Annotated in this window: 22 protein-coding genes; 13 read left to right on the plus strand and 9 right to left on the minus strand. The window is 55.8% G+C overall.

Going from position 1 to position 23,787, the window contains the following annotated elements:
* Nucleotides 1–158 precede the first annotated feature (158 nt).
* Genes pgaA through pgaD form a run of 4 tightly spaced genes read left to right on the plus strand, consistent with a single transcriptional unit; the run spans nucleotide 159 to nucleotide 6,524 of the window.
* Entirely contained in the window at nucleotides 159–2,636 is a 2,478-nt protein-coding gene (gene pgaA / locus POF45_RS16905) for a poly-beta-1,6 N-acetyl-D-glucosamine export porin PgaA (RefSeq protein WP_259498099.1), read from the plus strand.
* A 12-nt stretch (nucleotides 2,637–2,648) separates the two neighbouring features.
* A complete protein-coding gene (gene pgaB, locus POF45_RS16910) occupies nucleotides 2,649–4,646 on the plus strand; it encodes a poly-beta-1,6-N-acetyl-D-glucosamine N-deacetylase PgaB (RefSeq protein ID WP_259498101.1) in 1,998 nt (665 codons plus the stop codon).
* 1 nt (nucleotide 4,647) lies between these two features.
* Nucleotides 4,648–6,003, plus strand: coding sequence for a poly-beta-1,6-N-acetyl-D-glucosamine synthase (gene pgaC, locus POF45_RS16915; RefSeq protein ID WP_259498103.1), 1,356 nt, complete (start codon nucleotides 4,648–4,650; stop codon nucleotides 6,001–6,003).
* Nucleotides 6,000–6,524, plus strand: coding sequence for a poly-beta-1,6-N-acetyl-D-glucosamine biosynthesis protein PgaD (gene pgaD, locus POF45_RS16920; RefSeq protein ID WP_282316182.1), 525 nt, complete (start codon nucleotides 6,000–6,002; stop codon nucleotides 6,522–6,524). Before pgaC ends, pgaD begins: the two co-directional genes overlap by 4 nt.
* A gap of 156 nt (nucleotides 6,525–6,680) precedes the next feature.
* Here pgaD and POF45_RS16925 read toward each other — a convergent pair whose 3' ends face one another.
* On the minus strand, nucleotides 6,681–8,210 hold the full coding sequence (locus tag POF45_RS16925) for an FAD-dependent oxidoreductase (protein ID WP_282316183.1): 1,530 nt from the start codon (nucleotides 8,208–8,210) through the stop codon (nucleotides 6,681–6,683).
* A 140-nt stretch (nucleotides 8,211–8,350) separates the two neighbouring features.
* Here POF45_RS16925 and POF45_RS16930 point away from each other — a divergent pair, with 140 nt between their 5' ends.
* The 3 genes from POF45_RS16930 to POF45_RS16940 all read left to right on the plus strand — a co-directional run bounded on the left by POF45_RS16930 (nucleotide 8,351) and on the right by POF45_RS16940 (nucleotide 10,855).
* Nucleotides 8,351–8,911 carry a YbhB/YbcL family Raf kinase inhibitor-like protein gene (locus POF45_RS16930; RefSeq protein WP_259498110.1) on the plus strand — a complete coding sequence of 187 codons (561 nt, stop codon included), beginning with the start codon at nucleotides 8,351–8,353 and terminating at the stop codon, nucleotides 8,909–8,911.
* A 52-nt stretch (nucleotides 8,912–8,963) separates the two neighbouring features.
* Nucleotides 8,964–9,197 carry a hypothetical protein gene (locus POF45_RS16935; protein WP_259503071.1) on the plus strand — a complete coding sequence of 78 codons (234 nt, stop codon included), beginning with the start codon at nucleotides 8,964–8,966 and terminating at the stop codon, nucleotides 9,195–9,197.
* Between the two features lie 438 nt (nucleotides 9,198–9,635).
* Nucleotides 9,636–10,855 (plus strand): IS3 family transposase gene (locus tag POF45_RS16940; RefSeq protein WP_431978581.1). Its coding sequence is split into 2 segments (ribosomal slippage): nucleotides 9,636–9,981 and nucleotides 9,981–10,855, totalling 1,221 coding nucleotides; the frame shifts between segments, so codons are not numbered across the junction.
* A gap of 406 nt (nucleotides 10,856–11,261) precedes the next feature.
* Here the strand turns inward: POF45_RS16940 and POF45_RS16945 are convergent.
* Together POF45_RS16945 and POF45_RS16950 are read right to left on the minus strand one after the other, a co-directional pair.
* Nucleotides 11,262–11,477, minus strand: a complete 216-nt coding sequence (locus POF45_RS16945; RefSeq protein WP_282316184.1) for a hypothetical protein — start codon at nucleotides 11,475–11,477, stop codon at nucleotides 11,262–11,264.
* Between the two features lie 75 nt (nucleotides 11,478–11,552).
* Nucleotides 11,553–12,527 carry a hypothetical protein gene (locus POF45_RS16950; protein WP_282316185.1) on the minus strand — a complete coding sequence of 325 codons (975 nt, stop codon included), beginning with the start codon at nucleotides 12,525–12,527 and terminating at the stop codon, nucleotides 11,553–11,555.
* A gap of 1,069 nt (nucleotides 12,528–13,596) precedes the next feature.
* Here POF45_RS16950 and POF45_RS16955 point away from each other — a divergent pair.
* The 6 genes from POF45_RS16955 to POF45_RS16980 all read left to right on the plus strand — a co-directional run bounded on the left by POF45_RS16955 (nucleotide 13,597) and on the right by POF45_RS16980 (nucleotide 18,158).
* A complete protein-coding gene (locus tag POF45_RS16955) occupies nucleotides 13,597–14,388 on the plus strand; it encodes a TIGR04255 family protein (RefSeq protein ID WP_282316186.1) in 792 nt (263 codons plus the stop codon).
* A complete protein-coding gene (locus tag POF45_RS16960; protein ID WP_282316187.1) occupies nucleotides 14,385–15,038 on the plus strand; it encodes a hypothetical protein in 654 nt (217 codons plus the stop codon). Before POF45_RS16955 ends, POF45_RS16960 begins: the two co-directional genes overlap by 4 nt.
* Complete coding sequence (locus POF45_RS16965; RefSeq protein WP_282316188.1) at nucleotides 15,035–15,472, plus strand: hypothetical protein; 438 nt, start codon at nucleotides 15,035–15,037, stop codon at nucleotides 15,470–15,472. The genes POF45_RS16960 and POF45_RS16965 overlap by 4 nt, the downstream gene beginning before the upstream one ends.
* Before the next feature lie 188 nt (nucleotides 15,473–15,660).
* Nucleotides 15,661–16,740: a DUF262 domain-containing protein gene (locus POF45_RS16970; protein ID WP_282316189.1), complete on the plus strand. Its 1,080-nt coding sequence runs from the start codon at nucleotides 15,661–15,663 to the stop codon at nucleotides 16,738–16,740.
* On the plus strand, nucleotides 16,740–17,558 hold the full coding sequence (locus POF45_RS16975; protein WP_282316190.1) for an MAE_28990/MAE_18760 family HEPN-like nuclease: 819 nt from the start codon (nucleotides 16,740–16,742) through the stop codon (nucleotides 17,556–17,558). Before POF45_RS16970 ends, POF45_RS16975 begins: the two co-directional genes overlap by 1 nt.
* An 81-nt stretch (nucleotides 17,559–17,639) precedes the next feature.
* The gene (locus tag POF45_RS16980) at nucleotides 17,640–18,158 is read left to right on the plus strand and encodes a GNAT family N-acetyltransferase (RefSeq protein WP_282316191.1); all 519 of its coding nucleotides are present in this window, start codon (nucleotides 17,640–17,642) and stop codon (nucleotides 18,156–18,158) included.
* Between the two features lie 127 nt (nucleotides 18,159–18,285).
* On the opposite strand, the gene POF45_RS16985 is transcribed toward POF45_RS16980, so the two are convergent.
* From POF45_RS16985 to POF45_RS17010, 6 genes are all read right to left on the minus strand, one after another.
* Nucleotides 18,286–18,645, minus strand: coding sequence for a histone-like nucleoid-structuring protein, MvaT/MvaU family (locus POF45_RS16985; protein WP_282316192.1), 360 nt, complete (start codon nucleotides 18,643–18,645; stop codon nucleotides 18,286–18,288).
* 66 nt (nucleotides 18,646–18,711) lie between these two features.
* Nucleotides 18,712–18,900: a hypothetical protein gene (locus POF45_RS16990; RefSeq protein WP_282316193.1), complete on the minus strand. Its 189-nt coding sequence runs from the start codon at nucleotides 18,898–18,900 to the stop codon at nucleotides 18,712–18,714.
* Between the two features lie 65 nt (nucleotides 18,901–18,965).
* Nucleotides 18,966–19,808, minus strand: a complete 843-nt coding sequence (locus POF45_RS16995; protein ID WP_282317437.1) for a coiled-coil domain-containing protein — start codon at nucleotides 19,806–19,808, stop codon at nucleotides 18,966–18,968.
* 237 nt (nucleotides 19,809–20,045) lie between these two features.
* A complete protein-coding gene (locus tag POF45_RS17000) occupies nucleotides 20,046–22,928 on the minus strand; it encodes a DUF927 domain-containing protein (protein ID WP_282316194.1) in 2,883 nt (960 codons plus the stop codon).
* Entirely contained in the window at nucleotides 22,918–23,205 is a 288-nt protein-coding gene (locus tag POF45_RS17005; protein WP_282316195.1) for a DUF3077 domain-containing protein, read from the minus strand. The genes POF45_RS17000 and POF45_RS17005 overlap by 11 nt, the downstream gene beginning before the upstream one ends.
* Nucleotides 23,202–23,492: a hypothetical protein gene (locus tag POF45_RS17010; protein WP_282316196.1), complete on the minus strand. Its 291-nt coding sequence runs from the start codon at nucleotides 23,490–23,492 to the stop codon at nucleotides 23,202–23,204. The genes POF45_RS17005 and POF45_RS17010 overlap by 4 nt, the downstream gene beginning before the upstream one ends.
* Nucleotides 23,493–23,787 lie beyond the last annotated feature (295 nt).

Below are 23,787 nucleotides of genomic sequence, written 5' to 3' on the forward strand. Positions count from 1 at the left end.
TCGCGATTCTGAATAAATATTGCATTCCAGATATTGGTCTACGCTTGCATGCAAGACTGCCCTGATATAGCTCGGCCGGGTCTTTCGGCCCCGGCTTTGCATTACAAAATGGGCATGGAGGGCATACGGCCCGGCTGGCCATGTAAGGATGCTGACGAATGCCGTTTTTTGCAGTTCCCTTTATTCATCGTGGTTTGCGTCCTCTGTTTCGCGTTGCGCTGTGCAGCCAGCTGCTGTGGCCTGCGCTGGCGTTCGCTGATACCCCTTACGATCAAATGGTCCGTGATGCGCGGGCGGGCAACTACACGCCTGCGCTGACTGTGTTGCGGCAGGTGCCGGCCAACCAGGCCACCACCAGCCAGATCAGCGACCACCTGCAAATTGCCGGTTGGGCCGGCCTCGACGCCGAAGTGGTGCAAGTCTATGAAACCCAGGGCCGTAATCGGGTGCTACCGGTTCAGGCGCTGACCGCCACCGCCCGCGCCTACCGCAACCTCAAACGCTGGGATTCGGCCACAGAGCTCTATAACAAGGCCCTGGCACTGGAGCCACAGAACCCCGACCTGCAACTCGGTCTGGCCATGACTCAGGCCGACGCCGGCAAGCCAGAAGAAGCGGTGATCCGCACCAAAGCGCTGGTGGCCGCCAAGCCAGACGATCCGTCCCGCCGCCTGGCGCTGGCCTACGCCCTGACCCGTGCCGGCAAGAATTACGATGCCCTGTTCGAATACGACCAGGCGTTCATCCGCGCTGGCAGCAAGCCGGACGTTGCCCGTGAATACGTGTATGCCTTGCAACGCGTGCGTCTGCCCGAGCCGGCCCTGCGTCTGGCCCGGCAGCGGCCCGGCTTGATCGATCCGGTGCAACTGCGCCGTCTCGAAGGCGATGTGGCGGCCGAACAGGTACGCATGGCCGAATTTGCCACCCGCAGTGAAAAGGAACGCTTCGACATCGCCGACCGGGCCCTGAAAACCTATGACCAGCTGCTTGCCACCTGGACGCCGGACCCACAAGCCAAGGACGACGTCACTCGTTGGCGCATCGACCGTCTCGGCGCGCTGAAGGCTCGGGCGCGTACGGCGCAGGTCATCAGCGAGTACCAGAATCTGATCGGTGAAGGGGTGAACATCCCCACCTACGCCATGCGCTGGGTCGCGGCCGCCCACCTGGATCAGCGTCAGCCCGAAATCGCTGCCGATCAGTACCGCCAGGTGTTGGCAGCGCCAGACCGCGATCCTGCCGATTACGTCGAAGACACCACCGCGTTGTATTACGCCTTGCAGGAAAGCGGCCACGAGGACGAGGCGCGAACCGTGGCGGAGAATCTGGCGAAATCCCAGAACCCGCGGGTCGAGCTAAAGGGACTGCCCTTCGGCAACCCCAACGATTCCTGGATGGACGCGCAACAACTTGCCGCCCAGGCCGAGACAACCGGTTCGGACCTGAAATCCGGCGAACAGCGTTTGCAGACCTTGGTGGACCAGGCACCGGGCAACACGGGTTTGCGTGTAGCGCAGGCCGATCTGTACCGGGATCGTGCCTGGCCGCGGCGCTCCGAGAGCGAGCTCAAGGAAGTTGAAGCCTTGACCCCGCGCGACATCGGACTGGAAGTCGCCCAGGGTCACACTGCCATGGACCTGCAGGAATGGCGGCAGATGGACGAGTTGGCCGACGACGCCATGGCGCGTTTCCCGGACAACCGTCAGGTGCAGCGTCTGGACCGCCTGCGCGATGTGCATGACATGGCGGAGTTGCGCGTGCAGACCTATGGTGGCAAGGCTAACGGTGGCGGGGGCAATGCTGGCGCGGTGGCGGGCAGCCGGGATTTTGGTATTGAAACCCTGCTCTACAGTCCACCCATCGACGAAGACTGGCGCGTCTTCACCGGTGTCGGATATGCCATCGGCGACTTCCAGGAAGGCACCGGCACCGATCGCTGGGAGCGCCTGGGCGTTGATCGCCGCACCCGCGACATGACCCTTGAAGCGGAAGTGTCGAACCATGACTTCGGTTACGGCGCCAAGCAGGGCGCTCGCGTTGCCATTACCCGCGACATCAACGACAACTGGCAATACGGCGGCAGCTTCGCCTATCTGTCGGCCAACACGCCGTTGCGCGCCCTGAACAGCGATGTCACGTCCAATGGCGGCAGCGGTTTCATCCGCTGGCGCGCCAATGAAAGCCGTGAGTGGAAGCTGTCCGTCAGCCCGTCACATTTCAGCGACGGCAACAACCGCGTCGAAGCCTTGCTGACCGGTCGCGAGGGTGTTTACAGCACACCGAAAGTGCAGGTCGATCTGGGTCTGGAAGTGGGTGCCAGTCACAACTCCGAATCTGAAGACGTGCCGTACTTCAACCCCAAATCCGACTTCAGCGTGCTGCCGACGGTCAACGTCAATCACGTGCTCTACCACCGCTACGAAACCACCTGGAGCCAGCAGTTCCAGGCCGGTGCGGGCACCTATAGCCAGCGTGATTATTCCACTGGCGGCATCGGCTTGCTCGGCTACGGGCAGCGATACAGCTGGAACGATGTGTTCGAGGTAGGCGGTCTGTTCAGCGTGATAAATCGGCCCTATGACGGCAACCGCGAAACCGATCTGCGCCTGTTGGTCGACCTCACTTACCGCTTCTAGAAGAGTTTGACGATGCCTTTGATTTCGCGTTTCATCCTTCTGCTGGGAGTGCTGCTGATCAGCGCCTGCGCCCAGCAAGCTCCGACCTTCGCGCCGCCGTCCACGCGCCCGCTGTCGGACAATGAAAAGCCGTGGCCGAAGAACCATGTGCTGGGGATTGCCTACCATGACATCGAAGACCGTGACCCCGATCAGGCCGTGGTGGCGGTGCGCACCGAGCGCATGATCGAGCAGTTGGCCTGGCTGCGGGAGAACGGCTACAAACCGGTGACCATTGATCAGATCCTGGCGGCCCACAAGGGCGGTCCGGAGTTGCCAGCCAAGGCGATTCTGCTGAGTTTCGACGATGGTTATGCGAGCTTCTACACCCGCGTGCTGCCGGTGCTGCGCGCCTATGACTGGCACGCGTTGCTGGCGCCGGTCGGCGTGTGGATCGATACACCGGCGGACCAGCAGGTGGATTTTGCCGGCCAGATGCGCCCACGTTCGGACTTCCTGAACTGGGATCAGGTGCGGGAAATCTCCAGGTCCGGGCTGGTGGAAATCGCCGCCCACACTGATGCCAGCCACAAAGGCATCCTCGCCAATCCGCAGGGCAACTTGCAGCCAGCGGCGGCGACCCGTCGCTATGACCCGACTACCGGCCGCTACGAGACCGAAGAAGCGTTCCAGGCGCGCATGCGTACTGACGTGGTGACCATTACAGAGAAAATCCGCAAGGCCGTCGGCTATAAGCCGCGAGTCTGGGTCTGGCCGTACGGCACGGCAGACGGCACCTCGCTGGAAGTGATCAACGAGCAGGGCTATCAGATGGCCCTGACCCTGGACGACGGCCTCGATGCCCTCGACAACCTGATGAGCAGCCCACGCTTCCTGGTCGCCTCTGACCCGGACGGTGAACACTTCGCCAACAGCATCGTGGCAGTGCAGGCCGATGCGCCTATGCGCGTGGTGCATGTGGACCTGGACAACGTCTACGACCCAGATCTGGCCCAACAGGACATCAACCTCAGCAAACTGATCCAGCGCATGGCCGATATGGGCGCCAACACCGTGTTCCTGCAAGCTTTCGCCGACCCGAAAGGCGATGGCCTGGTGCACTCGCTGTACTTCCCCAACCGCCATCTGCCGGTGCGCGCCGACATCTTCGACCGCGTCGCCTGGCAGTTGCGCACCCGTGCCCACGTCAAGGTCTTTGCGTGGATGCCGGTGCTCAGTTTCGCCCTGGATTCGTCCTTGCCGCGCGTTACACGCTGGGACCCGAAAACCGGCACGACCTCGATTGACCCCGACCAGTACAAACGCCTGTCGCCGTTCGACCCGAACGTGCGCCGCCAGATCGGCGAGATCTATCAGGACCTGGCGCGCCTGACTTCGGTCGACGGCATTCTTTATCACGATGACGCCGTGCTGTCGGACTTCGAAGACGCCGGTCCCGAGGCGCTCAAGGTGTATGCCGCCAACGGTCTGCCGGGTTCCATGGCGGCGTTGCGCGACGACCCTGCGGTGATGCAGCGCTGGACGCGGTTCAAGAGCCGCTACCTGATCGACTTCACCCAGGAACTGACCGCCAAGGTCCGCGCCATTCGCGGCCCGCAAGTACTGACAGCGCGCAACATCTTTGCCGAGCCGATGCTCAACCCGCAAAGCGAAGCCTGGTTCGCGCAGAACCTCGATGACTTCCTGGCGACCTACGACTGGACGGCGCCGATGGCCATGCCGTTCATGGAAAAACAATCACAGCAACACTCCGCGGCCTGGCTCGAGGCGCTGGTGGCAACGGTCAAGACCCGGCCCGATGCGCTCAAGCGCACGGTGTTCGAGCTGCAAGCCCGGGACTGGACGAAAAAAGCCGATTCCGACATCGACGGCGAGCAGTTGGCCGACTGGATGGGCCGCCTCAAGCGCCAGGGCGCTACCAGCTTTGGCTACTACCCGGATAATTTCCTCGAGAACCTGCCGGACCTGAAAATCGTGCGGCCTGCGCTCTCCAACAAGTGGAATCCATAACATGCTGGATAGATTTCTGGCTCTGCTGGTTCTGGCGATCGTCCTCGGGATTCCCCTGGGGCTGATCTTCCTGGTCACCGGGCAATTTTTAATGGACTTCGTGTTCTTCTACCCGCTGTTCATGTCGGGGTTGTGGATCGCCGGCGGCTTCTATTTCTGGATGCACTGGGAGCGACACTGGCCGTGGAAGGACGACACGCTACCGCCTCCGCTGGCCGGTGAGCCGATGATTTCGATCCTCATCCCTTGCTACAACGAAGGCGATAATGCGGCGGAAACCATCCAGGCGGCACTGGCCCAGCACTATCCAAATATTGAGGTCATTGCCATCAACGACGGCTCCAGGGACAACACCGCCGCCGTACTCGACACGCTGGCGGCGCAGGATCCACGTTTACGCGTGCTGCATCTGGCAGAAAACCAGGGCAAGGCCGTCGCCCTGCGCATGGGCGCCATTGCGGCGCGCAGTGAGTATCTGGTGTGCATTGACGGCGATGCGCTGCTGGCACCGAACACGGCGGCCTATCTGGTGGCGCCGATGCTCGATAATGCGCGCCTCGGTGCCGTGACCGGCAACCCGCGTATTCGTACGCGCTCGACGCTGGTGGGCCGGGTTCAGGTGGGCGAGTTTTCCTCGATCATTGGGCTGATCAAGCGTACTCAGCGGGTGTTCGGGCGGATCTTCACCGTCTCCGGGGTCATCGTCGCGTTCCGCCGCACCGCCCTGAACCGGGTTGGCTACTGGAGCCCGGACATGATCACCGAAGACATCGACATCAGCTGGAAACTGCAACTGGACCATTGGAGCATCTTCTACGAGCCCCGGGCGTTGTGCTGGATCCTGATGCCGGAAACCCTCAACGGCCTTTGGAAACAACGTCTGCGCTGGGCCCAGGGTGGTGCCGAAGTCCTGTTCAAAAACATTCGTGGCATCTGGCAGTACCGTCACCGTTATCTCTGGCCGATTCTGTTCGATTACTGCCTGTCCACGGGGTGGGCCTTCACGTTCCTGCTGTCAGTGATCTTTTATGTCGTCGGAAAATTCGTCGAAATGCCCGAAGCCATTGCGGTGCATCACCTGTTGCCGCCTGCGTTTACCGGACTGGTGCTGGCGATGGTGTGCCTGATGCAATTTGCCGTCAGCATCCTGATCGACCGCCGTTATGAGAAGGATTTGTGGAAAACCATGTTCTGGGTGGTCTGGTATCCCCTGGTGTTCTGGTTCATCAGCTTGCTCACGACCCTGGTGAGCTTCCCCAAAGTGCTGCTCGGCCGACATCAGAAGCGTGCACGCTGGGTCAGTCCGGACCGGGGTATCAAGCCGCGAGACGACGATGAAGAGGAGGTCATCAAATGAAAATCATCAGAACCCGGCAGCGGCCTTTTCTGATTGTGGTCGATGTCTTCTTCACCGTGCTGGCCTGGGTCGGGCTCCTGTATCTGCTGGTGCGGGGACTTTGGCCGTTGCTCGATAGTCATGATGGTCCGCGTATCGACGGGACGTTTTTCGATGCCCTGGGTACGTTGCAGATCTACCTGTGGGTGGCATTGTTCAACGCAGTCGTCCTGATTTCGTGGGCGCGTTATCAGCAGCGCAAAAGCCGCAGCTTCGCCCAGCGGCGCCTGCCGGCCCCGGTGGCGGACGATGAAGGGCTGAGCAAGAGCTTCAAATTGACCGGGGATCGACTCGAAAGATTGCGTACACCCGGCTCGATGATCATCCATAACAATCAGGACGGTGACATCAGCCATGTCGTGCCGCATTTCGTTCCTGTTGATCCTGCGTTGCAACCACCCCCGCTGGCGCCACTGGAGCACCCGCTGGTTATCCGTTTGCCCTCCGAGGACGACGGTAAAGACACGGTGAATCATCTCTGAAGTGTGCAGTTGTCTGTGGCGAGGGAGCTTGCTCGCGCTGGAGGCCGCAGGACTCCGGGTATCGGCTACGGACTTCTACCGGATAAAACTCCGATACTGATATTGCGTCTGCTGCGCAGCCAAGCGGGGGGTAAGCTCCCTCGACACAGGGTCGGTTCAACCAAAGTCTCGAACCAGTCGCCAAGCCTCGTCCACCGGCAGCGGTTGTTTCATCCGCTCGGCCAACATTGCCATGGCCCGCTCCTCATCGCACGCTACTGCCGCGACCACCACACCGTCCTTGCCGAACAGGCCAATAAAGGGCGGGTGATAAGGATCGCCCTTGAACTCGACGTCATCCCATTGCTCGGCGTGCCCGAGGTAGTCGTAGTTTTTGCCGAAGTGCCAGGTCCAGAAAAATGGCACATCCAGATAGTGTTCATTGCCACCGAGCATGTTGGCCGCCGCGATCCGCGCCTGTTGCTGCGCCAGGCGCCAGTGTTCGATGCGCTGGGGCTGGCCGTTGAGCGGGAACGTGGCGATGTCGCCGACGGCCCACAGCCCGTCGCTGACGCGCATGCCGCCATCGACTTTCAGCGAGTTGTCTTTCTCTTTTGGCAGATCGGCAAACGGCTCGGTAGCCGGGTTGACACCGATGCCCACCAGCACCAGATCCGCCGGCAAGCGCTGGCCGTTATCCAGTTGTACGGCCTCAACCTTGTCGGTGCCGTCGATGCGCTGGGCCTCGCCCTGAGTATGAAACACCACGCCATTGGCCTCGTGCCGGGCGCGAATGGCCTTGCCGACGGTGGTGCCGAATTGCGCCGCGAACGGCACGGCATGACGAGCCAGTACCGTCACGTCCAGACCGTATTGGCGCAACGCTGAAGCGGACTCCAGGGCGATAAAACTGTCACCGATAATCATCACCCGCTGGCCGGGTTTTGCGGCTTCGATGATTCGTTTCGCCTGCTCTCTGGAGCGCAGCAGAAACACCTGCGGCAGATCGGCGCCGGGCAGCTTCAGCGGTTCGGGAATCCCGCCTGTAGCCAGCACGGCGGCGTCGTAGGTGAAGGATTGGCCATCGGTCAGGCGCAGGGTTTTGTTGGCGGCGTCCAGACTCGCTACTTCGCCCTGAATTCGCTCGATCCGCTGGGCTTTATAGAACTCTTCGTCGCGCAGGGGCGGGATTTCTTCGGGAGGCATTTCCCCCGCAATCACGAATTTGCTCAGCACGGTGCGGTCATAACCGGCACCGGGCTCCCGGTCGATCAACTGTATGCGGCCGCCAAAACCTTTTTCCCGCAACGCCGCCGCGCATGCCGTCCCTGCGGCGCCGGCGCCGACGATCACAAAAGTGCGAGGGTCATCCGCTGGTGGTGGGTGGCCGTCCAGCAAGGGTTGGTCGTCGACCCAAACCTCATCACCGCGCATTTCCACGCCATAGCGCCGCAAACTGTCCAGCGCCGGCGGTTCACACAGCGCGCCGTCCTCAATCCGAAACGCAGCCTTGTGCCACGGACAAATCAACCGTCCATGACACACCGCACCCTCGGCCAGCGGAGCCCCCGCGTGCGGGCATTCCCCCTGAAAGGCGCGCAGTTGCACACCGACCTTCAGCAGGACGATTTTCATCTCGTTGATGTGCACTTCAAGGCCCCGGTTTTCCGGGACATCGGTGAAACGGGCGGCGCGGTGCAGGGCCATGATCGCTCTCCAGACAGGCGTTTCACGTTGGAGCCCGATGCTTATCCCGAGGTTCAGCGCATTTGCCACTGCCACCGTACGAGCGGTCCGGCTATAGTTCGCAGGCCGACGATGGCCCAACCCGCACAAGGTTTTCCGCAATGTCTCGATTGACCTCTCTGACCCCTTGGCTGGCGGCTGTTGCAGTCGCCCTTTGCGTGCAAATGCCCGTGCAGGCCGTGGAGCGCTTCACCCTCAATATCCCGGGTGTTTCGGACGACCGCCTGTTCACCGCCGCCGCCGCCAGCGATGCCTCCGGTTGCGGCGGCCACAACGTGTCCCCGGCCCTGAACTGGAACGCCGGCCCCGCAGGCACCCTGAGCTATGCCATCGTCATGCACGACCCGGACGGCCAGAAAGGCCAGGGCGTCGATCACTGGGTGCACTACGGCATCAAGCCCACCACCCACCAGATCCCGGCCGGTGCCGGCACCAAAACCACCTTCGAAGGCGTGGGCGGCACCAACACCAAAGGCACCACCACCTACATCGGCCCATGCCCGCCATCCGGCGACAGCGCGCACCACTACGTCATCCAGATCTACGCCCTGGACCTGGCCCCCGACGCCTTGCCCGCCGGCCTGACCCGCGTGCAACTGCTGGAAAAAATCAAGGACCACGTCCTGAAAAACAGCAGCGTGGTACGCCGTTACCACCGTTGATGGTCTAACCGGCCAATTGGCATCGGCCCGCGAATGAGCGCACTATCGAGCCATAGCCGATGCGTTGGAGGAAGCCGTGGCGAAAAAAATCGACCGCATCGCCCAAATGCTCAACTGCCCGGAAAAAGGCGCGGAACTACGGCGGGCGATCACCGAAAGCCGTAAAGAGTTTCTGTTGAACCAGTCGCAGGAAGACGCTCTGGAGGAGGACACCGCTGATGAAGAGGTGTTTGACGAGGAAGAGGACGATGAATACGACGAGTTCGACTGGACGACTGAGGATTGAGTGACAAAAAAACCGCTTAGGCGGTTTTTTTGTGGGTGGGTGTTTTAGGGCGGCCGAACTCCGGATTGCGCAGCTTCAACGAACCAGTGCTCACCTGTTACGTGATCAATTGTTTTTTACGGAGGGCAGGACTTCGAGGTTGCCTTGCAATGTGAGTTGGACGATTAGCCTCCAGTAGGGAAGTGTTTGATCCACCTAATCGACAGCGAATCAAAAAAATCGCTGATCGCGCAACTGTCTTTGTTGCCCATTTGCGGCGGCCTTGGCTCCAAGTTGAAGTATCGTTTGGCCCGTACTTTTTTTGCAGATTTGGAGCCGTTATGGCGCTTTCCACCCGCCACGCGGTTATCAACCTCAGGGCCGTCCGTTGAACGAGCCCCATGAAAGACAGGACACCGTTTCCCCCTTACGATAAGGGATAGGCAAACGGTTATGTTTATGACTAACAGCAACGATAAGAATGGGGAGTTTTTGGGCCAGGAGCGGCGGCGCCGCTGGAGCCCAGAGCAAAAGCTGGCCATGGTTCGCGAGAGCCTTGAGCCAGGGCAAAGTGTGTCGGTCGTCGCTCGGCGCAACGGCATCAATGCCAACCAGTTATTCCTGTGGCGCAAGCTGTATCAGGACGGCAGCCTGTCGGCGGTCAGCGCGGGCGAAGCCGTGGTGCCGGCCTCCGAGCTGAGCGATGCGCTCAAGCAGATCCGTGAGCTGCAACGGATGCTGGGCAAAAAAACGATGGAAGCGGAAATCCTCAAAGAAGCCGTGGAGATCGCCCGGTCGCGAAAATGGATTGCGCACTCACCCTTGTTGCCGGGGGACGACCAGTGAAGCTGGTCAGCGAATGTCTCGGTGTGGCGCGCTCGCAATTAACGGTTCGAATCAAGCAATCGGTATCGCCCAAGACACGGCGAAGCAGGCCTGTGAACGACGCTGAGTTGGTGGCCGAAATCCAGCAACAGGTCAGCGAACTGCCCAGCTATGGCTACCGTCGAGTCTGGGGATTGCTGCGTCGCGTCCGTGAAACCCAGTTGCTACCCGCGATCAACGTGAAGCGGGTTTACCGGGTGATGCGTGATCACAACCTGCTGCTTGAACGCCGGATCAAACAACCCGGCGTGCCGCGTCGGCACGAAGGCCGTATTGCGGTGCAAACCAGCGATACGCGTTGGTGCTCGGACGGCTTTGAATTCCGTTGCGAGGACGGCGCTAAACTGAGCGTGACCTTCGCCCTGGACTGCTGTGATCGCGAAGCCATCGGCTGGGTCGCCAGCCCAACCGGGTACAGCGGCGATGACATCCGCGACTTGATGCTGGAAAGCGTGGAGAAGCGCTTCGGTGATCAGCTGCCTGCAACGCCGGTGCAGTGGCTCAGCGATAACGGTTCGGCCTACACCGCCGAACAGACGCGCCTGTTTGCTCGACAGATCGGCTTGCAGCCGGTGACCACACCGGTGCGTAGCCCACAGAGTAATGGCATGGCAGAGAGCTTCGTGAAGACGATCAAGCGTGATTACGTGGCGCACATGCCCAAGCCGGATCGAGAAACGGCGCTGCGTAACTTGGTAATTGCCTTCGAACATTACAACGAGCAGCATCCGCACAGCGCCTTGAACTACCGTTCACCGAGGGAGTTCAGGCGCTTGGCAGTGGCATCAATTTAACGGGGAGTTGGTGTCCGGTTTTGAAGGGGCAAGTCCATCCGTGAAGCCATTGCCGCCAGTCGCAATGACCCACGCCCAAGCGTTACGGCCCATACGCTGTTTGCCGAACTGGACGCGCTCATCGATGACGTCGCAGCAGAGAGAGGCGAAAAGCACCCACAAAAAAGCCCCAGACCCTAAGGCCTGAGGCTTTCTCGTTGCTGCAAATATGGTGCCCAGGCGTCGTTTGAACTGGAGGCTGTGATGCCCGGTTTATAAGGGTGCGGCTGGTAGTGTTTTGGTTAGGCATACACATAGGCATACACGGAGACGTTTACTAGCGAGTCCGACGCTGCCCCGCTGGAGCCTTTCTCAAAGGGTAGGTGAGGGTTCGCATCCGGATACGCAACGGTCGCGATGAATTGAGTCATTCCCTTCCTTCAGCCTTTAGGGATATCAGCGCTAGATTGATGAAGCCCGCATTCTGGTCCAGGGTTTCTAACGCTCCCCTAACGTTGTTGGCTATATCTGTTGAGCCTCTTTGTTCCACCCAGACGGCGAGCTCCTCCACCGCCGCGCCTAAGGCCAGCTGGTTTTCGTTGATTCGGGTGAGCAATGATACGAGTAGCGAAAGATCTTCCATGAGCGTTCTCCAAGGCCGGGGGAGGCAGGGGATACACGATGCCAAATGCACCACAACGGTTGTTAAGCCTAAATACTAAGTCCAATGCTGGAAAGAAACGGATTCCGGGTGAAAGAACTCAAACTGCTTCGTTTTTCCATCACCTTCATATTGGGATGTGAGTTGTCCGAACGCGGGTGTTGATGAGATGGACCAGCCGTGCCGGATAGAGCCGTATAGCGAAGAATCCAGCAGGTGCAAGGATGTTTCTGACGCTTTCAGTTCTATAGCGGCTTTCGAGAAAGGATGCGCTTCTCCAAAATCGTAAATTGGTAAACGAGCTGCGGCTACGATTGCTTTCGCGAATTGCTCAGAGGTGACTCTTACGGGACCTTCACGCTGCACGCCTACTGATCGCAAGAAAATCGCCAGATCCCGTGAGACAAGCAGAAGAAACAACACAATCTCCCAAGCCAGGCTCGTTAGGGAGAATAGTTTTTTTGATTTGTGAAAAGTCGAGCTGGGACCGATGACGCCGCTGGCGACACCTTCAATGAAATACCCATGCAATGCCCCTACATGCCCCTCGTCCTTAAATTCAATCGTGGCTAAACGAATCCGTGATTGCTGATGCTTGATAGCGTTAGCTGCTGAGGCCACGAAGTGTTTGTGTTGCTTCACTGCCTTCTCAAGTGCCCTATATGCCTGATCCTTGTCACGAACGCTGGTGTGCTTGAAAAATCCAGTGCAGATCGACTTCACATCATCAACATGCTCTGCCGCCGCATAAAGCGAAAGCTCGATGTAATCGATGATTTCTAGCAGCACTTCACGGGTATCGCCTTGAGGATCCACAGTGTCCGGTGCGTTGAAATACGTCTCGACCCTCCGGCACAGACGAATCAATTTGTCAGTTACTCGAGAAATCGAAACGTTGTAAATTCCCAGGGGGAGCCGTAACCCGAACTGCTCGTGAAAGCACCCTTCATCCGACATTGCGGTGAGGATTGGGTGAGCCTCAAGAGCTGAAATGCCACTGGTGATATCAACGGGAAATCGAGGCTTAGTCAAAATAAGTCATCCCTATGAAGCAACAAGGTGAGTGTGAGGAGACGCTATGTCACACACATCAATTCATGATGCATGGCCGTGCCGTCTAAAGCGGTGCGGGGACCCTGGAGACTTTCACCATGTACGGGGTCGGAAACCCGCGGGATCGCGGTAGCGGCAGCCGCACCAGCTTACTGAAATTTCAACGTTGAAATTGAAAGGATCTTGAAGAAAGAAGGGCATCCTTACCGGATCTGTAACGGTCATCGTTTCGTTCAGGAAAATGAACGATTGGCCTGGTCAACCAGTCAACTAACTTTGGAGCCCAGCCACTAATGAGATCCGGCGGGTTCTCTGCCCCGTGTCTTTCAGGAATGCCAAGGGTCCCCAGCGACATCCCAAGCCATAGTGCAAATGCACTGGTGAACAGCAGTTCACTCGGTTCACCTGTTCACTAAGCCGGGCATTTTTCCGCTAACAAGATCACGCGGGTTACTCGCCCCGTGTCGAAGGATATTCCTCAGGGGCCCCAGCGCCATCTGGGTGCCTGTTAGCCGATTCCCCCCCCCACCCAGACACCCAGGCTTCGACCTCTATAGGGCAGGCATCGTAGGGGGACTGTATCAGCATCGGACTTCCTCACTTATAATTTTCGCTGGAGGGACCGACGTTTGCGGGGAGTGGGGGAGGCATTCTCTCTCTAAATCCATGTTACGAGTGTTACTTCTGTTACAGCCATGATTATGTCACTGAATTTAATGGGTTTTTCCTCGTAACACGTTCTTTGAAAGCTCTAAATAAAGAGTGTTACAACGCGATAGGTGTTACACACGGATGGGTTGATAGAGTGTGAAGGGGGGGTACGACGTCTATACCAGGGTTGTATTTGGCCGGTGGCGGGCGCTTGTATCAGGCTCGCTCAAAGCCAAAAACGGTTCTGGTTAGACAGTTAGGGATAACTCCATGGGCGCATACGTCGAAAAGCTCATTAACGACACGCACACGCTAGACGGTGGTCATGCTTCTCCAGCAACGTGCTACTGTACATTGCAACACGCATTTTTTTGCTGTTGTCTCTCGTGGGGGTCAAATGACAACTTTAGTGACTCAGCCTCTTCCAAGCTTTAAAAAGCCGCCGATAAACGAGGTGGTTTTTGGGTGCCAGTTTGAGCAGCTGAGAGAGATTAAGGTGACCCATTTCGGTGAACTGTGGAGTCGCCTGAAAAATGACTTTCCTAAGGTTGAGCATGCTCTTCCAATTATTAATTTTGAGGGGGTTGTTCCAGAAGATCGGCAAACGGGATTGCCATTTATTAGGACTTGGTTCATCAATAATACTGACAGTCGATTGATTCAATTTCAACCTGATAGGTTTTATTATAATTGGCGTAAAAAAGAAGGGGAGCTAGCGTATCCACGCTATGCAGAGGTTTTTAGTTGCTTTGAACGACATTTCAAAACATTCGTTGGTTTTGTCTCAGAAAATAATCTGGGCCCTTTAAGTCCGACTTTTTGGGAGTTGACATATACTAACTATATACTGCTTGATGAAATTCAAATATCTTTATCGGAGCTGTTCAAAGATCTTCATTGGACGCGAGATCAAAATCGATTTTTACCTGATCCAATAAATCCCGTTTGGGCCGCTTCTTTTAACATGCCTGACGAGGCCGGGACTTTGGTGGTTAAATTCAGCAGCGGAAAAATTCAAGGTCATGAAACAAAGGTTCAGATTCTCGAACTTGCAGCTCGAGGGCCAGTAAGAGAACGTTCAGAAGCTGCCATGGAACAGTGGTTTGGTTTGGCTCGCGAGTGGATCGTTAGAGGGTTTACTGATCTTACGAGCAAGAAAGCACACGACTTTTGGGAGCGCGAAAAATGAAAGATGCTCTTACGGCGTTTGTGGTGACTGATTTCAATGATTTTCCTTCGTTGAATACGCGATCTGAAAAGGTGGGGGATAACCCTTTTAGCGATACTTTTCGTGGTAGTAAGGTCGCTCACAAACTGAATGCATCTACTTCCCCGGCATCGGACAGTTTCTCTTCCCAAGATCAATACGGCGATGCTCAGTCGGTTACTGCCTTTGACGAACTTGATCGTAGGAGGGCAGACACTACCGAAATTGATAATTATATATGCAAGCTGAGGGCGCTGCATGTCGTAAAAAATGCAGGAAGAATCGCCGATCGTATAGTAAATCTACTTGATCTTTATAAAGAGGATTATGACGGTAAGTCATTGTCTTCTCCTTCCCTTGCTACATTCACTGAATTCTTAATTCTTCATTCTGCGTCTAAGTTTCCTTCCATAACGGCCACGCCTGCTGGCGAGTTGTATGTCCAGTGGAAACATAGTGAAAGCCAAAGGTTGGGAATTCAGTTTTTGGCTGGAAGTGAAATTAAGTGGGTACTTTTTAAATCAAATTCAGTGTACGAAGGACGAATAGATCAGTTTTCTGGTAGAACGGTCGTTGACTCTTTTAAAGAAACTGCTACAGCTCTGGGGATTCATGAGTGGATTGTTGAATGAACGGAGATATTTTGCCTAATGTTGATAGTGTAGTGCGCCTATGCGGCGGGTCTCATCTAGATCCCGACACAGGCAGCCCAGGCCCTGGCGCTTTTATGCTCCGAGAGGGCGAGAACTATCTATCTGTAAACTGGCTGGAATACTTCCAACAATACAGTCATGAAGACCGACTATTGGAGGTTCGGCGAGTGTTAGCGAGCAAGAAAAAAATAGGTAGTGCAGCTCGTTTAGCTTTGCTTAATGTTGGTAATGCGATACAAGTTGTAGGGGATAATCCGCTCCTCATCTTTATACATGAGCCTATTAATTCTCCCGACGTAATTAATGACCCTTCCCACTCTGGTATCAATAACATCCAAAGCTTTGAGCAACTAGTCGCTGAAAGGCTGACTCAGGCAGTTTTTGAGCTAAGTGCGGCTAAGATTGACGAGTGAATATGTTATAGGGAATTTTAAATCGAAATCGTGCTGCCACATGTTAGTTTGGCACGACTAGTTAAAGAATTTTTCTTGAGAATATAGTTGAATCAGCGTCTTTGTGTTGAGGTGTAAAATCAGTGTAAGATGTGTCCCCAGCGGAGCGCTGATTAATAAAGTCGTATATGCTTATTGAAGAGATATTTATGTTAAAAGATCAGTTGGAAGCAATACAGCAAAAAGCTAAAGAGCGGACAGTGAAAACGCAGTCTGTAGAGTATGATTTAGAGACGTTAGTAAAAAAAATAAAAAGAGAGGTCATTAGGCTCAATCCTGATTATCAGCGGAATCATCGGTGGCCAGATTCTTTTTCATCAAAGCTGATAGAAAGTTTGATATTGAATATACCGATTCCAATAATATATATCTCAATGGATGTTGATGTTGATGATGAAGCTGAAGATGAGCTGGCAAGGTACTCGGTGATTGATGGGCAGCAGCGTTTGACTGCAATATATAATTTTTTTAGTGGTGCGTACGCTCTTCAGTCGTTGGAGGTTTTGTCCGAGCTAAATGGATCCTACTACAAAGATCTGCCACCGTTCTTGATAAGAAGATTGGAGGAGCGAACGATACGTTGTTTGCGGATTGACTCTACTGTAGATACTCAAGTCAAGTTTGATATTTTTGAACGGTTGAACAGTGGGTCGGTAAAGCTTGAGGCGCAAGAGCTAAGGAACGCGACATGTAGAGGCCCGTTTAAGGACCTTATAAAAGAATTGGCCAAGAATCCAGTATTCGCTGAGGTGGCAAATCTAGACCCTGAATCTACCCGCATCAAAAAAATGGAAGATGAAGAGCTTGTTCTGAGGTTTTTTGCAATAAGTCATAATGATGGCTATTTAGATTACAAGGGTCAGTTTAAGAAGTTTTTGACTCGTAAGATGGTAGAGTTTAATAAATTTGACGATGTTATATTGAAGGAGATGAGAGAAAGTTTTGTTAGGACGATGAGTCTGGTGAAAAAGCATTTTGGTAGCAAGCCATTTGCTAAATATAAAAAGCCGGATGGAGAAGATTTCACTCTAATGTCCTCATTCAATGCGGCAGTATTTGATGCGATAGCCTATGCGTTTTCTAGGCCTAACATCAAAAATATCCCAGATCATAAGAATTTTATTAAGCTGTTTGCAGATCCTGTCTTTTTTGAATCTGTGGAGGGCAGTGTTAATGACGTTTCGAAACTTAATAATAGAATAAATAAAGTTCAGGAAGTTATTAGATAATGTCCACTTTTTTACAGGAGTATATTTTTAGCTTGGAGGATCGTTGGAAAGAGGTTGATGTTATCATTGAGAGAGCAAAAACTATAAAGGATGATGATTTTGCGTTTTATAATGCAATCTGCCGCTCGGCAAGTATTCTTATAGTGGCGCATTTAGAAGGTTTTGTAAAAGATTTAACGAAGTGTGTGGTGAGTGATTTAAATAGAAGCGGGCTGTTTGTCGATTTTCCAGTTGCGATCAAAAGGACATATTGCAGCAAATATCTCGGGTCTGCTACAGATAAAGATCTTAAGGCGTATTATAAGAAGCTGGATGCGTTGATATTAAAGCTTGATGAGTTTGATTGTAAAATATCGCCTGAGCCTTTCTTGTTTTCTAAGAACAAAAATCCTTCGGCGAGTATGTTGAACACTGTGTTTGAGAATTTTGGTGTTCCAAATATTTTTGGTTATCTGCACGATTCTAAGATCGATGATGCTTTTGCAATGTCGATCTCAGAAATAAAAGAGAAAAATCTAGAGTTGAAAGCCGCCATTGTCCTAGCGGCTGAAAATTATCCTTACGTTGTTAGTCTTGAGGAGTTAGGTTTCAATAAGCGGAACCCCAAAGGTCGTACACTATGGGAAGAGTTTATAGAGCAGATAAATCAACGGCGCCATTCAGTCGCACATGGAGCTGATTTTGATAATGCAGATGACGTCTCAGATCTTGAGGAACGGAAAGCTAAGGTCGAACTTTTACAGTATGCACTTTCGATTTTGATGGCTGGTTCTATTTGTAAGTCTGGATCGCCGAATTTAGATGTAGCTCACGAGTAGCTATAGCTTGAATTATCCTAGTTGTTCGATTGGTCGCGTCAAAGGTGCTGGTGTTTGAGTTTAAGCTTCGAGGAGTAGGTGGTGAGTGACGAGTTTGATCCATTAGTGGATTTCTATGGCCGGCGTCGATTACTGCGACTGCGGGCACTCACTGCCAGGCTTCCTGCAGTACAGCTTGAAACGCTGTACACCAATCAAACCCACCGGGATTATCTGTACCCGAATCCAAAGTTTCTTGCAGCCGTCCAAACGGTGGACGGACAACAGATTGGCATCCTCAGCTACGGCATCAATCCGCTGAACGATCGATTGTACGTTTTTCAGATTGAGATTCAGAGAGAATACCGTAGGCAGGGCTACGGTCTTGCAGTGCTTTGGACGCTGTCTCAACAGCATGGGTTACTAATCATGCCCAATCATATTACCGGAACTGCCCTCGACTTTTGGCGACAGGCGCGAGAGATACTCCGGAGCGTCGGAGGGACGATAGGTGAAGATCTTCGCTTTAACCAAATGGAGGAGGAAAAAGCTCGTTGGGCTCACTTGGTGCCAGAACCTGAACACTTACGCTTGATTCGTGAGTACGAGGCATCACACTAATAGATGTTACATCTGGAAGTAGATCGTCAGCAGCCTGTGAGTTAACGGCGAAGTTTGATTTGCTTTTGAGTTTAGTTGTCACCACCAAAAAGGGCCCGTCGGGGCCCTTTTTCAGGTGCGGTTTGTTTTACTTGGTTAGCCAGCTTTCGACGACGGCGGCGCCATGTTCAGCTTTCCACTCTTTCAGCGTCTTGTGGTTGCCACCTTTGGTTTCGACGATCTCACCAGTGTGCGGATTTTTGTAGACCTTAAGCGCGCGAGGTTTGCGAGTGGCCGCTGTTTGGGCTGACGCGTGGCGACTGGCCTGCGGATCGAGCAGGTTTATGATGCTCTTCAAGCTGTAGCCGTACTCAGTAAGTAGTTCACGGAGCTTGGTTTCGAACTCAATTTCTTTCTTAAAACCGTTATCACCTTTCAGCGCCTCCAATGCTTGAAGTTGTTCGGCAAGGTGTTTTTCGAGCTGGCGATATTCTGCGAGTTTGGACATTGGTACTTCCGTATGTATAGGAGTTGAAAGGTTATCTGAATAATGTTGCAGGATACCGCTTGAGCGCTACTTCCTGCCTTTTAATTGGCTATCGATGTGATTAATTTCAGCTTTGATCGCGCTGATAGTTAGGGTTTGTATTGTTGTATTTTTCCCTGTCCGGACGTCAACAATTTTCAGCAGGGCGGTCAGATGGCCTTTCCGCGCTTTCAACGTGTCGGACAGGCTGGAGCTGTTCTGTATTAGAGCGTCCATGCTGTTCTTCCTTGCGGTGTTCTAAACAGCCCACGAGCGCAGGCTGTTTGAGGTGAGACGAGTCGTTACATTGCCAGCACGCCTTGCACGGTGTGTTGGCTTGCGCGATCCGACAGCTCACGCCAGTTCCAGCTGTAGAAGTTTTCCCCCTGCTCTGGAACAACTAGTTTCATGAGGCCGATTTGGTCATAGCCAAGCAGTCTGTAAGATGCCCAAAGCTTGCCCCCAACAGCAAACAACGCGTCAGCCGCTTCATTCCACTGCTCTTCCAGAACGATATGCGCTAGATGGATGGCGTCCCGTTCGATCTTTTGGTGTTCCTGTTGCGCTTCGATGATGTGTTTGTCCACGGTAACTATTTCCTGCTCAAGTGCCGTGATGATCAGTAGTTGTCGGCGGTGGTGCTCGGTGGCCGTTGCAAGGTTTTTCGCGGCCTTTTGCGCATCGGAATTGGCACTATTTTCGCCATCCACGTCGCCCCAGGCGACCGCCTGTGCGTAGGCCGTCGCCGCCTCTGTTTCGGCTTGGCGCGCCTTTGCCAAATCTTCTTGAGCCTGCTGACGGATATGATCCAGACGAGTACTGAGACTCAGTCGCTTTTCATTGAGCTCTTGTTCGTCAGCTTTCCAGTTCGCCATGGCCTCGGTGTAGTCCGCCATCAAGGTCGCTCGGTTGGCGAGGTTCTCTCGACGATGAATCTTCCGATTCAATGCGTGGATTTCCAAGTTCAGCGAGTCAAACTTACGCTTCCGCTCGTTGTACTGGTCCCGCACCTCGCGCTGCAGCCCCTGTTCAACGACTTCGGGGCTTTCCAGCGCTACCTCGAAAGGAAGCATTTCGGTTCTGACACTTTCCATCTCGATGGTCAGTCGTTCACGGCGTTCTGTCAGTTCTTGAATTTCGTTCATCCGGATAGTCTCTTTGCAATCCAATTGGTCGGTCGTTTCGCGGCTCTCCAGGTCCGCTGCATCGGGAAGCAATTCGGCTTGGATATTCTCCATCTCAATGGTCAGTGGTTCGCGGTGGTCTTTCAGTTCTTGAATATCAGTCATCAGTCTTGCCTCTGTGCATTCGATTGTGGGTAGGTTGAGTGGCTGGCGAGGCCGGGGGAGGAGCCGGCGTTATCTCGATCCTTAGGGATGCCGTCAGGCAGCCCTGGCCTCGCTCTCGTCCGTCCCGGGTATCGTCTTCACGATGTAACAGCGTTGTGGGCCGAGGCCTGGTAAGCGAACCAAGCTTGATGCTTTCCCATCTGTTCCCGGCTCCAGCACGCCACGACGGAGCAGCTCTTTGTTCACCGCGCTGATGTTCATCCCTTTGAACACCTCAGAACGCCACGCCTCGGGCAGCACGTAGTACGTGTTGGTGGTGTGCAACGCATCGCCTAAACCGTGCTCCAGCGTTTTGCGAAAGCCCAATCGGTCAATGGTGCGCGGACCGTGCTCATCGATCTTGGCGGCGGCCGACTCCCAGCGGGTGAAGCGGCTTTCGCCGAAGCGCTCGATCACCTGGCGCAACCGTGCCAAGATGGCGTCTCCTTCGAAGTTACCGGCGCCGCCGCGTTCATTCATCCAGGCGCTGAGGCATACGCGAGCGGCGGTGGTGGCGGTGCCGTCTGGCCAGCCGGTAATCCCCATCGCGGTGGCCAGTTCTCCAGCTGCGGCGGCCAGTCCAAAACGGGCAGCCGCACGATGCGCTTGGCCACTGGCCGAGGGTGGGAGGGCCTTGGCGATAAAACCTTCAAGCGTGCGGCGCAGAATCGCCGACCAGCCGTGCCGCTTGCCGGGCTCACAGAGGGCCGACAGGAAGGTGGTGAGTGGTGTGCCGTAGTACTTGGCCACCCGTGCCTTGAGTGCATCGGATAGGGCCGTCGCATCATCAAAGCCGTTCAATACATCGAACATGCCGAGACCTTTACTGGCGTCCGCCGGCACCGCGAGCATCCGCATTTCCATGCCGGCTTTCAGTTCCTTGTTGGCTTCGGCCATGTGCTGCGCCAAGGTCTTCTCGCCGGTCGAGAGAAACAGCAAGCGCCACTCCTGCACCTGGCGGCCGGCTTGTCCTCGATCATTGGCGCGAGCCTTGCCGGTGCCGTTGCCGAGCATGTACACCGTTTCGCCAATGATGCGCGGGTCGCACATGCCGATTTCATCTAGTACCAGGAGCCCGTCGGAGTGCGCGGCAGCGATGGATTCCAAAGCGTTATCCGTGGAACGCCAGGAGCGCACCAGACGCGGCCCGCCGTAGATCGAGGCGGCCACTTGCAGGTGGGTGGTCTTGCCGCCCGAGCTGTCACCGTAGAGGTGAAAGCCGCCCGACTCATGGCCGAGCAGGTGCAACAGTGGCCCGGCAAACGCCACGCTGGCCACAAACGCCAAGCGGTGATTACCGATGCACAAGGCGCCAATCTGTTCTTGCCACTGCTCCAGGGTGCCAGCTTCGCTGATCGGAGGCAGCTGCGCGCCGGCCTCATAAAAGTGGAGGTGTTCGGCGTGCGAGCCCATCTGTTGCTCAGGCAGCAGGAAGGCGCTGTCGTGCCAACCCAATCGGGTGACCAGTCGAGCACGCTGGGCGCTGTCGAAGCCGCCTAGATAACTCTGCAGATCGTTGCGGGCATTGCGACCGGAGCGACTGCCGGCGAGACGCAAACCCATGTCGACGAGCGGGCCGAGCACGTCCTTGCCAAAGTCACCGGTCATGGTTCGCGCCGGGATGTTCCAGCGCTTTTTCGCCCCGTCCGGGTCGTCGAACTCGACCAGCAGACCCCAGTTGTGACCCTGCGCATCTCGGGTACGAGCCAGGATCTCCAGCGGCGAACACACCGGGCGCGCTTCGCCATCGTCGCCGGAATAAAACACGCCTTCGGGTGTCAGGCGGAATCCGCCGGGCAGCAGATCGTTTTTGGGTTTCGCGGCGCGTTTGGTCACCGGCTTGGTCTTGGCTTCGGGTGGTTCGGCTGATGCTTTCTCCGACTCAACACCGAACAATTCGCCGCTGCGTTCCAACTCGGTGACGTGCGCCGCCGTCCAGCCTTTGTCTTGGGCATCGGCCGCGTCGTCGCCGTCTTCCCATTGACCACCCTTGGCGAACATTGGTTGATCATTCTTGAGCGTGGGCTTGCGTTTGAATACGTCGAGGGCGATCACGCGCACCGACGCGGCGCCGATCTGGTGCAGATGTTTGGCAACGGCGTCCATGCAGCTTTTGCCACTGACGTCGTTGTCGGGCCACAACACCACCGTCCGACCGTTGAGTGGTGTGAGGTCGGCTTTGTGCCAGGAGTTCGAGCCATTCGGCCAGCACGTGGCCACGTAGCTGGGCAGCAGCTTCGCTGCAGCGTCAGCGGCCTTTTCGCCTTCGCACAGAATGACCGGAGCCTCTGCGCGTTGTGTCAGTTCATCTAGGCGCAGCAGTGGACGCGGCTCAGGCAGACCTTGCCAACGCCATTGCTGCGTTTGACCGTCGGTACGCTGGCACCAGGTCAAGGGGGCAAACACCTTACGCGGTTTGCCGTCTTCGTCCGGGCCCAAATCGAAGCGATAAAGCACCATGACCGGCTGGCCCTGAGTGTTACGGTAAATCCAGACTTTGGACGGTGCGCCGTGTTGCCGGTGTTTGGCCGGGCATTTGTTCATGGCCTCGGCCGGGATCGGCCGAATGGCCAGCCATTCCGGTGTTTTGCTTTTGTTGGGGCTCGGTTTCGATTGAACCGCCCCAGCGGTAACGCGCAACAGTTCGGCCAACTTGTTGCAGGATTCGACGTCGGTACCGCCGTCGAGATAGCGCACCAGATCGATCAGGTCGCCGCCTTTGTCTCCGGTGGCAAAATCCGCCCAGGTGCCTTTGCTCAAGTTGACCTTGAGGGAGCCGGCGCGTTTGTCGGCGCGGGTTGGATTGGGGGCGGTGTATTCCTTGCCGCTGTCCACGCGTTTGCCGTTGGGCAGCCAGTGGGCAAGCACCCGGTCGATCTCTTTCAGAGAGGCCGCTTTCACGTCGGCAAAGCTGGGGCGTTTCGCGTTATTGGCCATGGCCAGCCTCCACTCGCAGGAGGGCGGTCGTTACATCATCAATCACTGCCTTGCCCATCTCACTGAGGTAGTGAGCGGCCATCGCGCACTGCTCGGTGTAGTCGCCGTGGGTGGCCAAGAGCGTCATGTGATTCGCGCAACTCAGCAGGTCGGAGGCGTATTCAAGCGCGTCGGATACTGGGACGCCGGCACTAAGCCGAAATAGCGTCTGATGGGGTTTCCCGCACTGCGCAAAAGTAGTCGCACCTTGGGTGGTAATGCCGGCTTGAACGCTCATTGCGCACCCCCGGTTTTAGCCCGGGGTGTCGACGTCGCATCGCCATGCAGAGTCAGGGTTTTGATCAGGCCCAGGGTGCCGCGCACGTCCCAAATGACGGCTGCCAGTACGTGATTGGCCAGACGAGGTCTGTCGCTTTCGCTTTCGAAGTGGTCCTCGAGCAGGGTCAGCACAGAGTCGGCGCGGTTAATGGCACAGGTGATGGCGTCAATCGGAATGCCAGCTTCGACATCGTCGCTGACGTCGAGCAGGTCTTCGGGCAGGGAGCAACTCAGGGCGTTGTTCATTGGGCACCGCCTGCGGCTTCGAGCGCGCGAGCTTTGGCCATATGGGCGTTGTATCGGGTGAGGCGTGTAGCGAGGCTGGAATTGGCGTGTAAAGCGGCGAGAGCCATTGCACGATGGGCAGCGGCGCGATTTTTGGACGGATTGAGTGCGTACATCTGGCGAAGCTCCTATTGTTGAGGAGCTGCCACGTTCGTTACCAAGCGAATGGGTGGCAGCTGTGCGCAGGTTGGTAAACCGGGACAATAGGAACCCGGCAGACCCGAAGGTCTCCCACGCACAGCCACCATAAAACGTA

This window comes from Pseudomonas fungipugnans (assembly GCF_029955235.1).
Taxonomy (GTDB): Bacteria; Pseudomonadota; Gammaproteobacteria; order Pseudomonadales; family Pseudomonadaceae; genus Aquipseudomonas; species Aquipseudomonas fungipugnans.

What these genes read in the sequence shown, in the direction of transcription:
- POF45_RS16965 (WP_282316188.1), top strand. Translation starts at nt 15,035, where the DNA reads ATGAACGGAGATATTTTGCCTAATGTTGATAGTGTAGTGCGCCTATGC.
- POF45_RS17010 (WP_282316196.1), bottom strand. Translation starts at nt 23,492, where the DNA reads ATGAACAACGCCCTGAGTTGCTCCCTGCCCGAAGACCTGCTCGACGTC.
- pgaD (WP_282316182.1), top strand. Translation starts at nt 6,000, where the DNA reads ATGAAAATCATCAGAACCCGGCAGCGGCCTTTTCTGATTGTGGTCGAT.
- POF45_RS16990 (WP_282316193.1), bottom strand. Translation starts at nt 18,900, where the DNA reads ATGGACGCTCTAATACAGAACAGCTCCAGCCTGTCCGACACGTTGAAA.
- POF45_RS16955 (WP_282316186.1), top strand. Translation starts at nt 13,597, where the DNA reads ATGACAACTTTAGTGACTCAGCCTCTTCCAAGCTTTAAAAAGCCGCCG.
- POF45_RS16985 (WP_282316192.1), bottom strand. Translation starts at nt 18,645, where the DNA reads ATGTCCAAACTCGCAGAATATCGCCAGCTCGAAAAACACCTTGCCGAA.
- POF45_RS16930 (WP_259498110.1), top strand. Translation starts at nt 8,351, where the DNA reads ATGTCTCGATTGACCTCTCTGACCCCTTGGCTGGCGGCTGTTGCAGTC.
- POF45_RS16975 (WP_282316190.1), top strand. Translation starts at nt 16,740, where the DNA reads ATGTCCACTTTTTTACAGGAGTATATTTTTAGCTTGGAGGATCGTTGG.
- POF45_RS17000 (WP_282316194.1), bottom strand. Translation starts at nt 22,928, where the DNA reads ATGGCCAATAACGCGAAACGCCCCAGCTTTGCCGACGTGAAAGCGGCC.
- POF45_RS17005 (WP_282316195.1), bottom strand. Translation starts at nt 23,205, where the DNA reads ATGAGCGTTCAAGCCGGCATTACCACCCAAGGTGCGACTACTTTTGCG.
- POF45_RS16970 (WP_282316189.1), top strand. Translation starts at nt 15,661, where the DNA reads ATGTTAAAAGATCAGTTGGAAGCAATACAGCAAAAAGCTAAAGAGCGG.
- POF45_RS16945 (WP_282316184.1), bottom strand. Translation starts at nt 11,477, where the DNA reads ATGGAAGATCTTTCGCTACTCGTATCATTGCTCACCCGAATCAACGAA.
- pgaA (WP_259498099.1), top strand. Translation starts at nt 159, where the DNA reads ATGCCGTTTTTTGCAGTTCCCTTTATTCATCGTGGTTTGCGTCCTCTG.
- pgaC (WP_259498103.1), top strand. Translation starts at nt 4,648, where the DNA reads ATGCTGGATAGATTTCTGGCTCTGCTGGTTCTGGCGATCGTCCTCGGG.
- POF45_RS16960 (WP_282316187.1), top strand. Translation starts at nt 14,385, where the DNA reads ATGAAAGATGCTCTTACGGCGTTTGTGGTGACTGATTTCAATGATTTT.
- pgaB (WP_259498101.1), top strand. Translation starts at nt 2,649, where the DNA reads ATGCCTTTGATTTCGCGTTTCATCCTTCTGCTGGGAGTGCTGCTGATC.
- POF45_RS16995 (WP_282317437.1), bottom strand. Translation starts at nt 19,808, where the DNA reads ATGAACGAAATTCAAGAACTGACAGAACGCCGTGAACGACTGACCATC.
- POF45_RS16925 (WP_282316183.1), bottom strand. Translation starts at nt 8,210, where the DNA reads ATGGCCCTGCACCGCGCCGCCCGTTTCACCGATGTCCCGGAAAACCGG.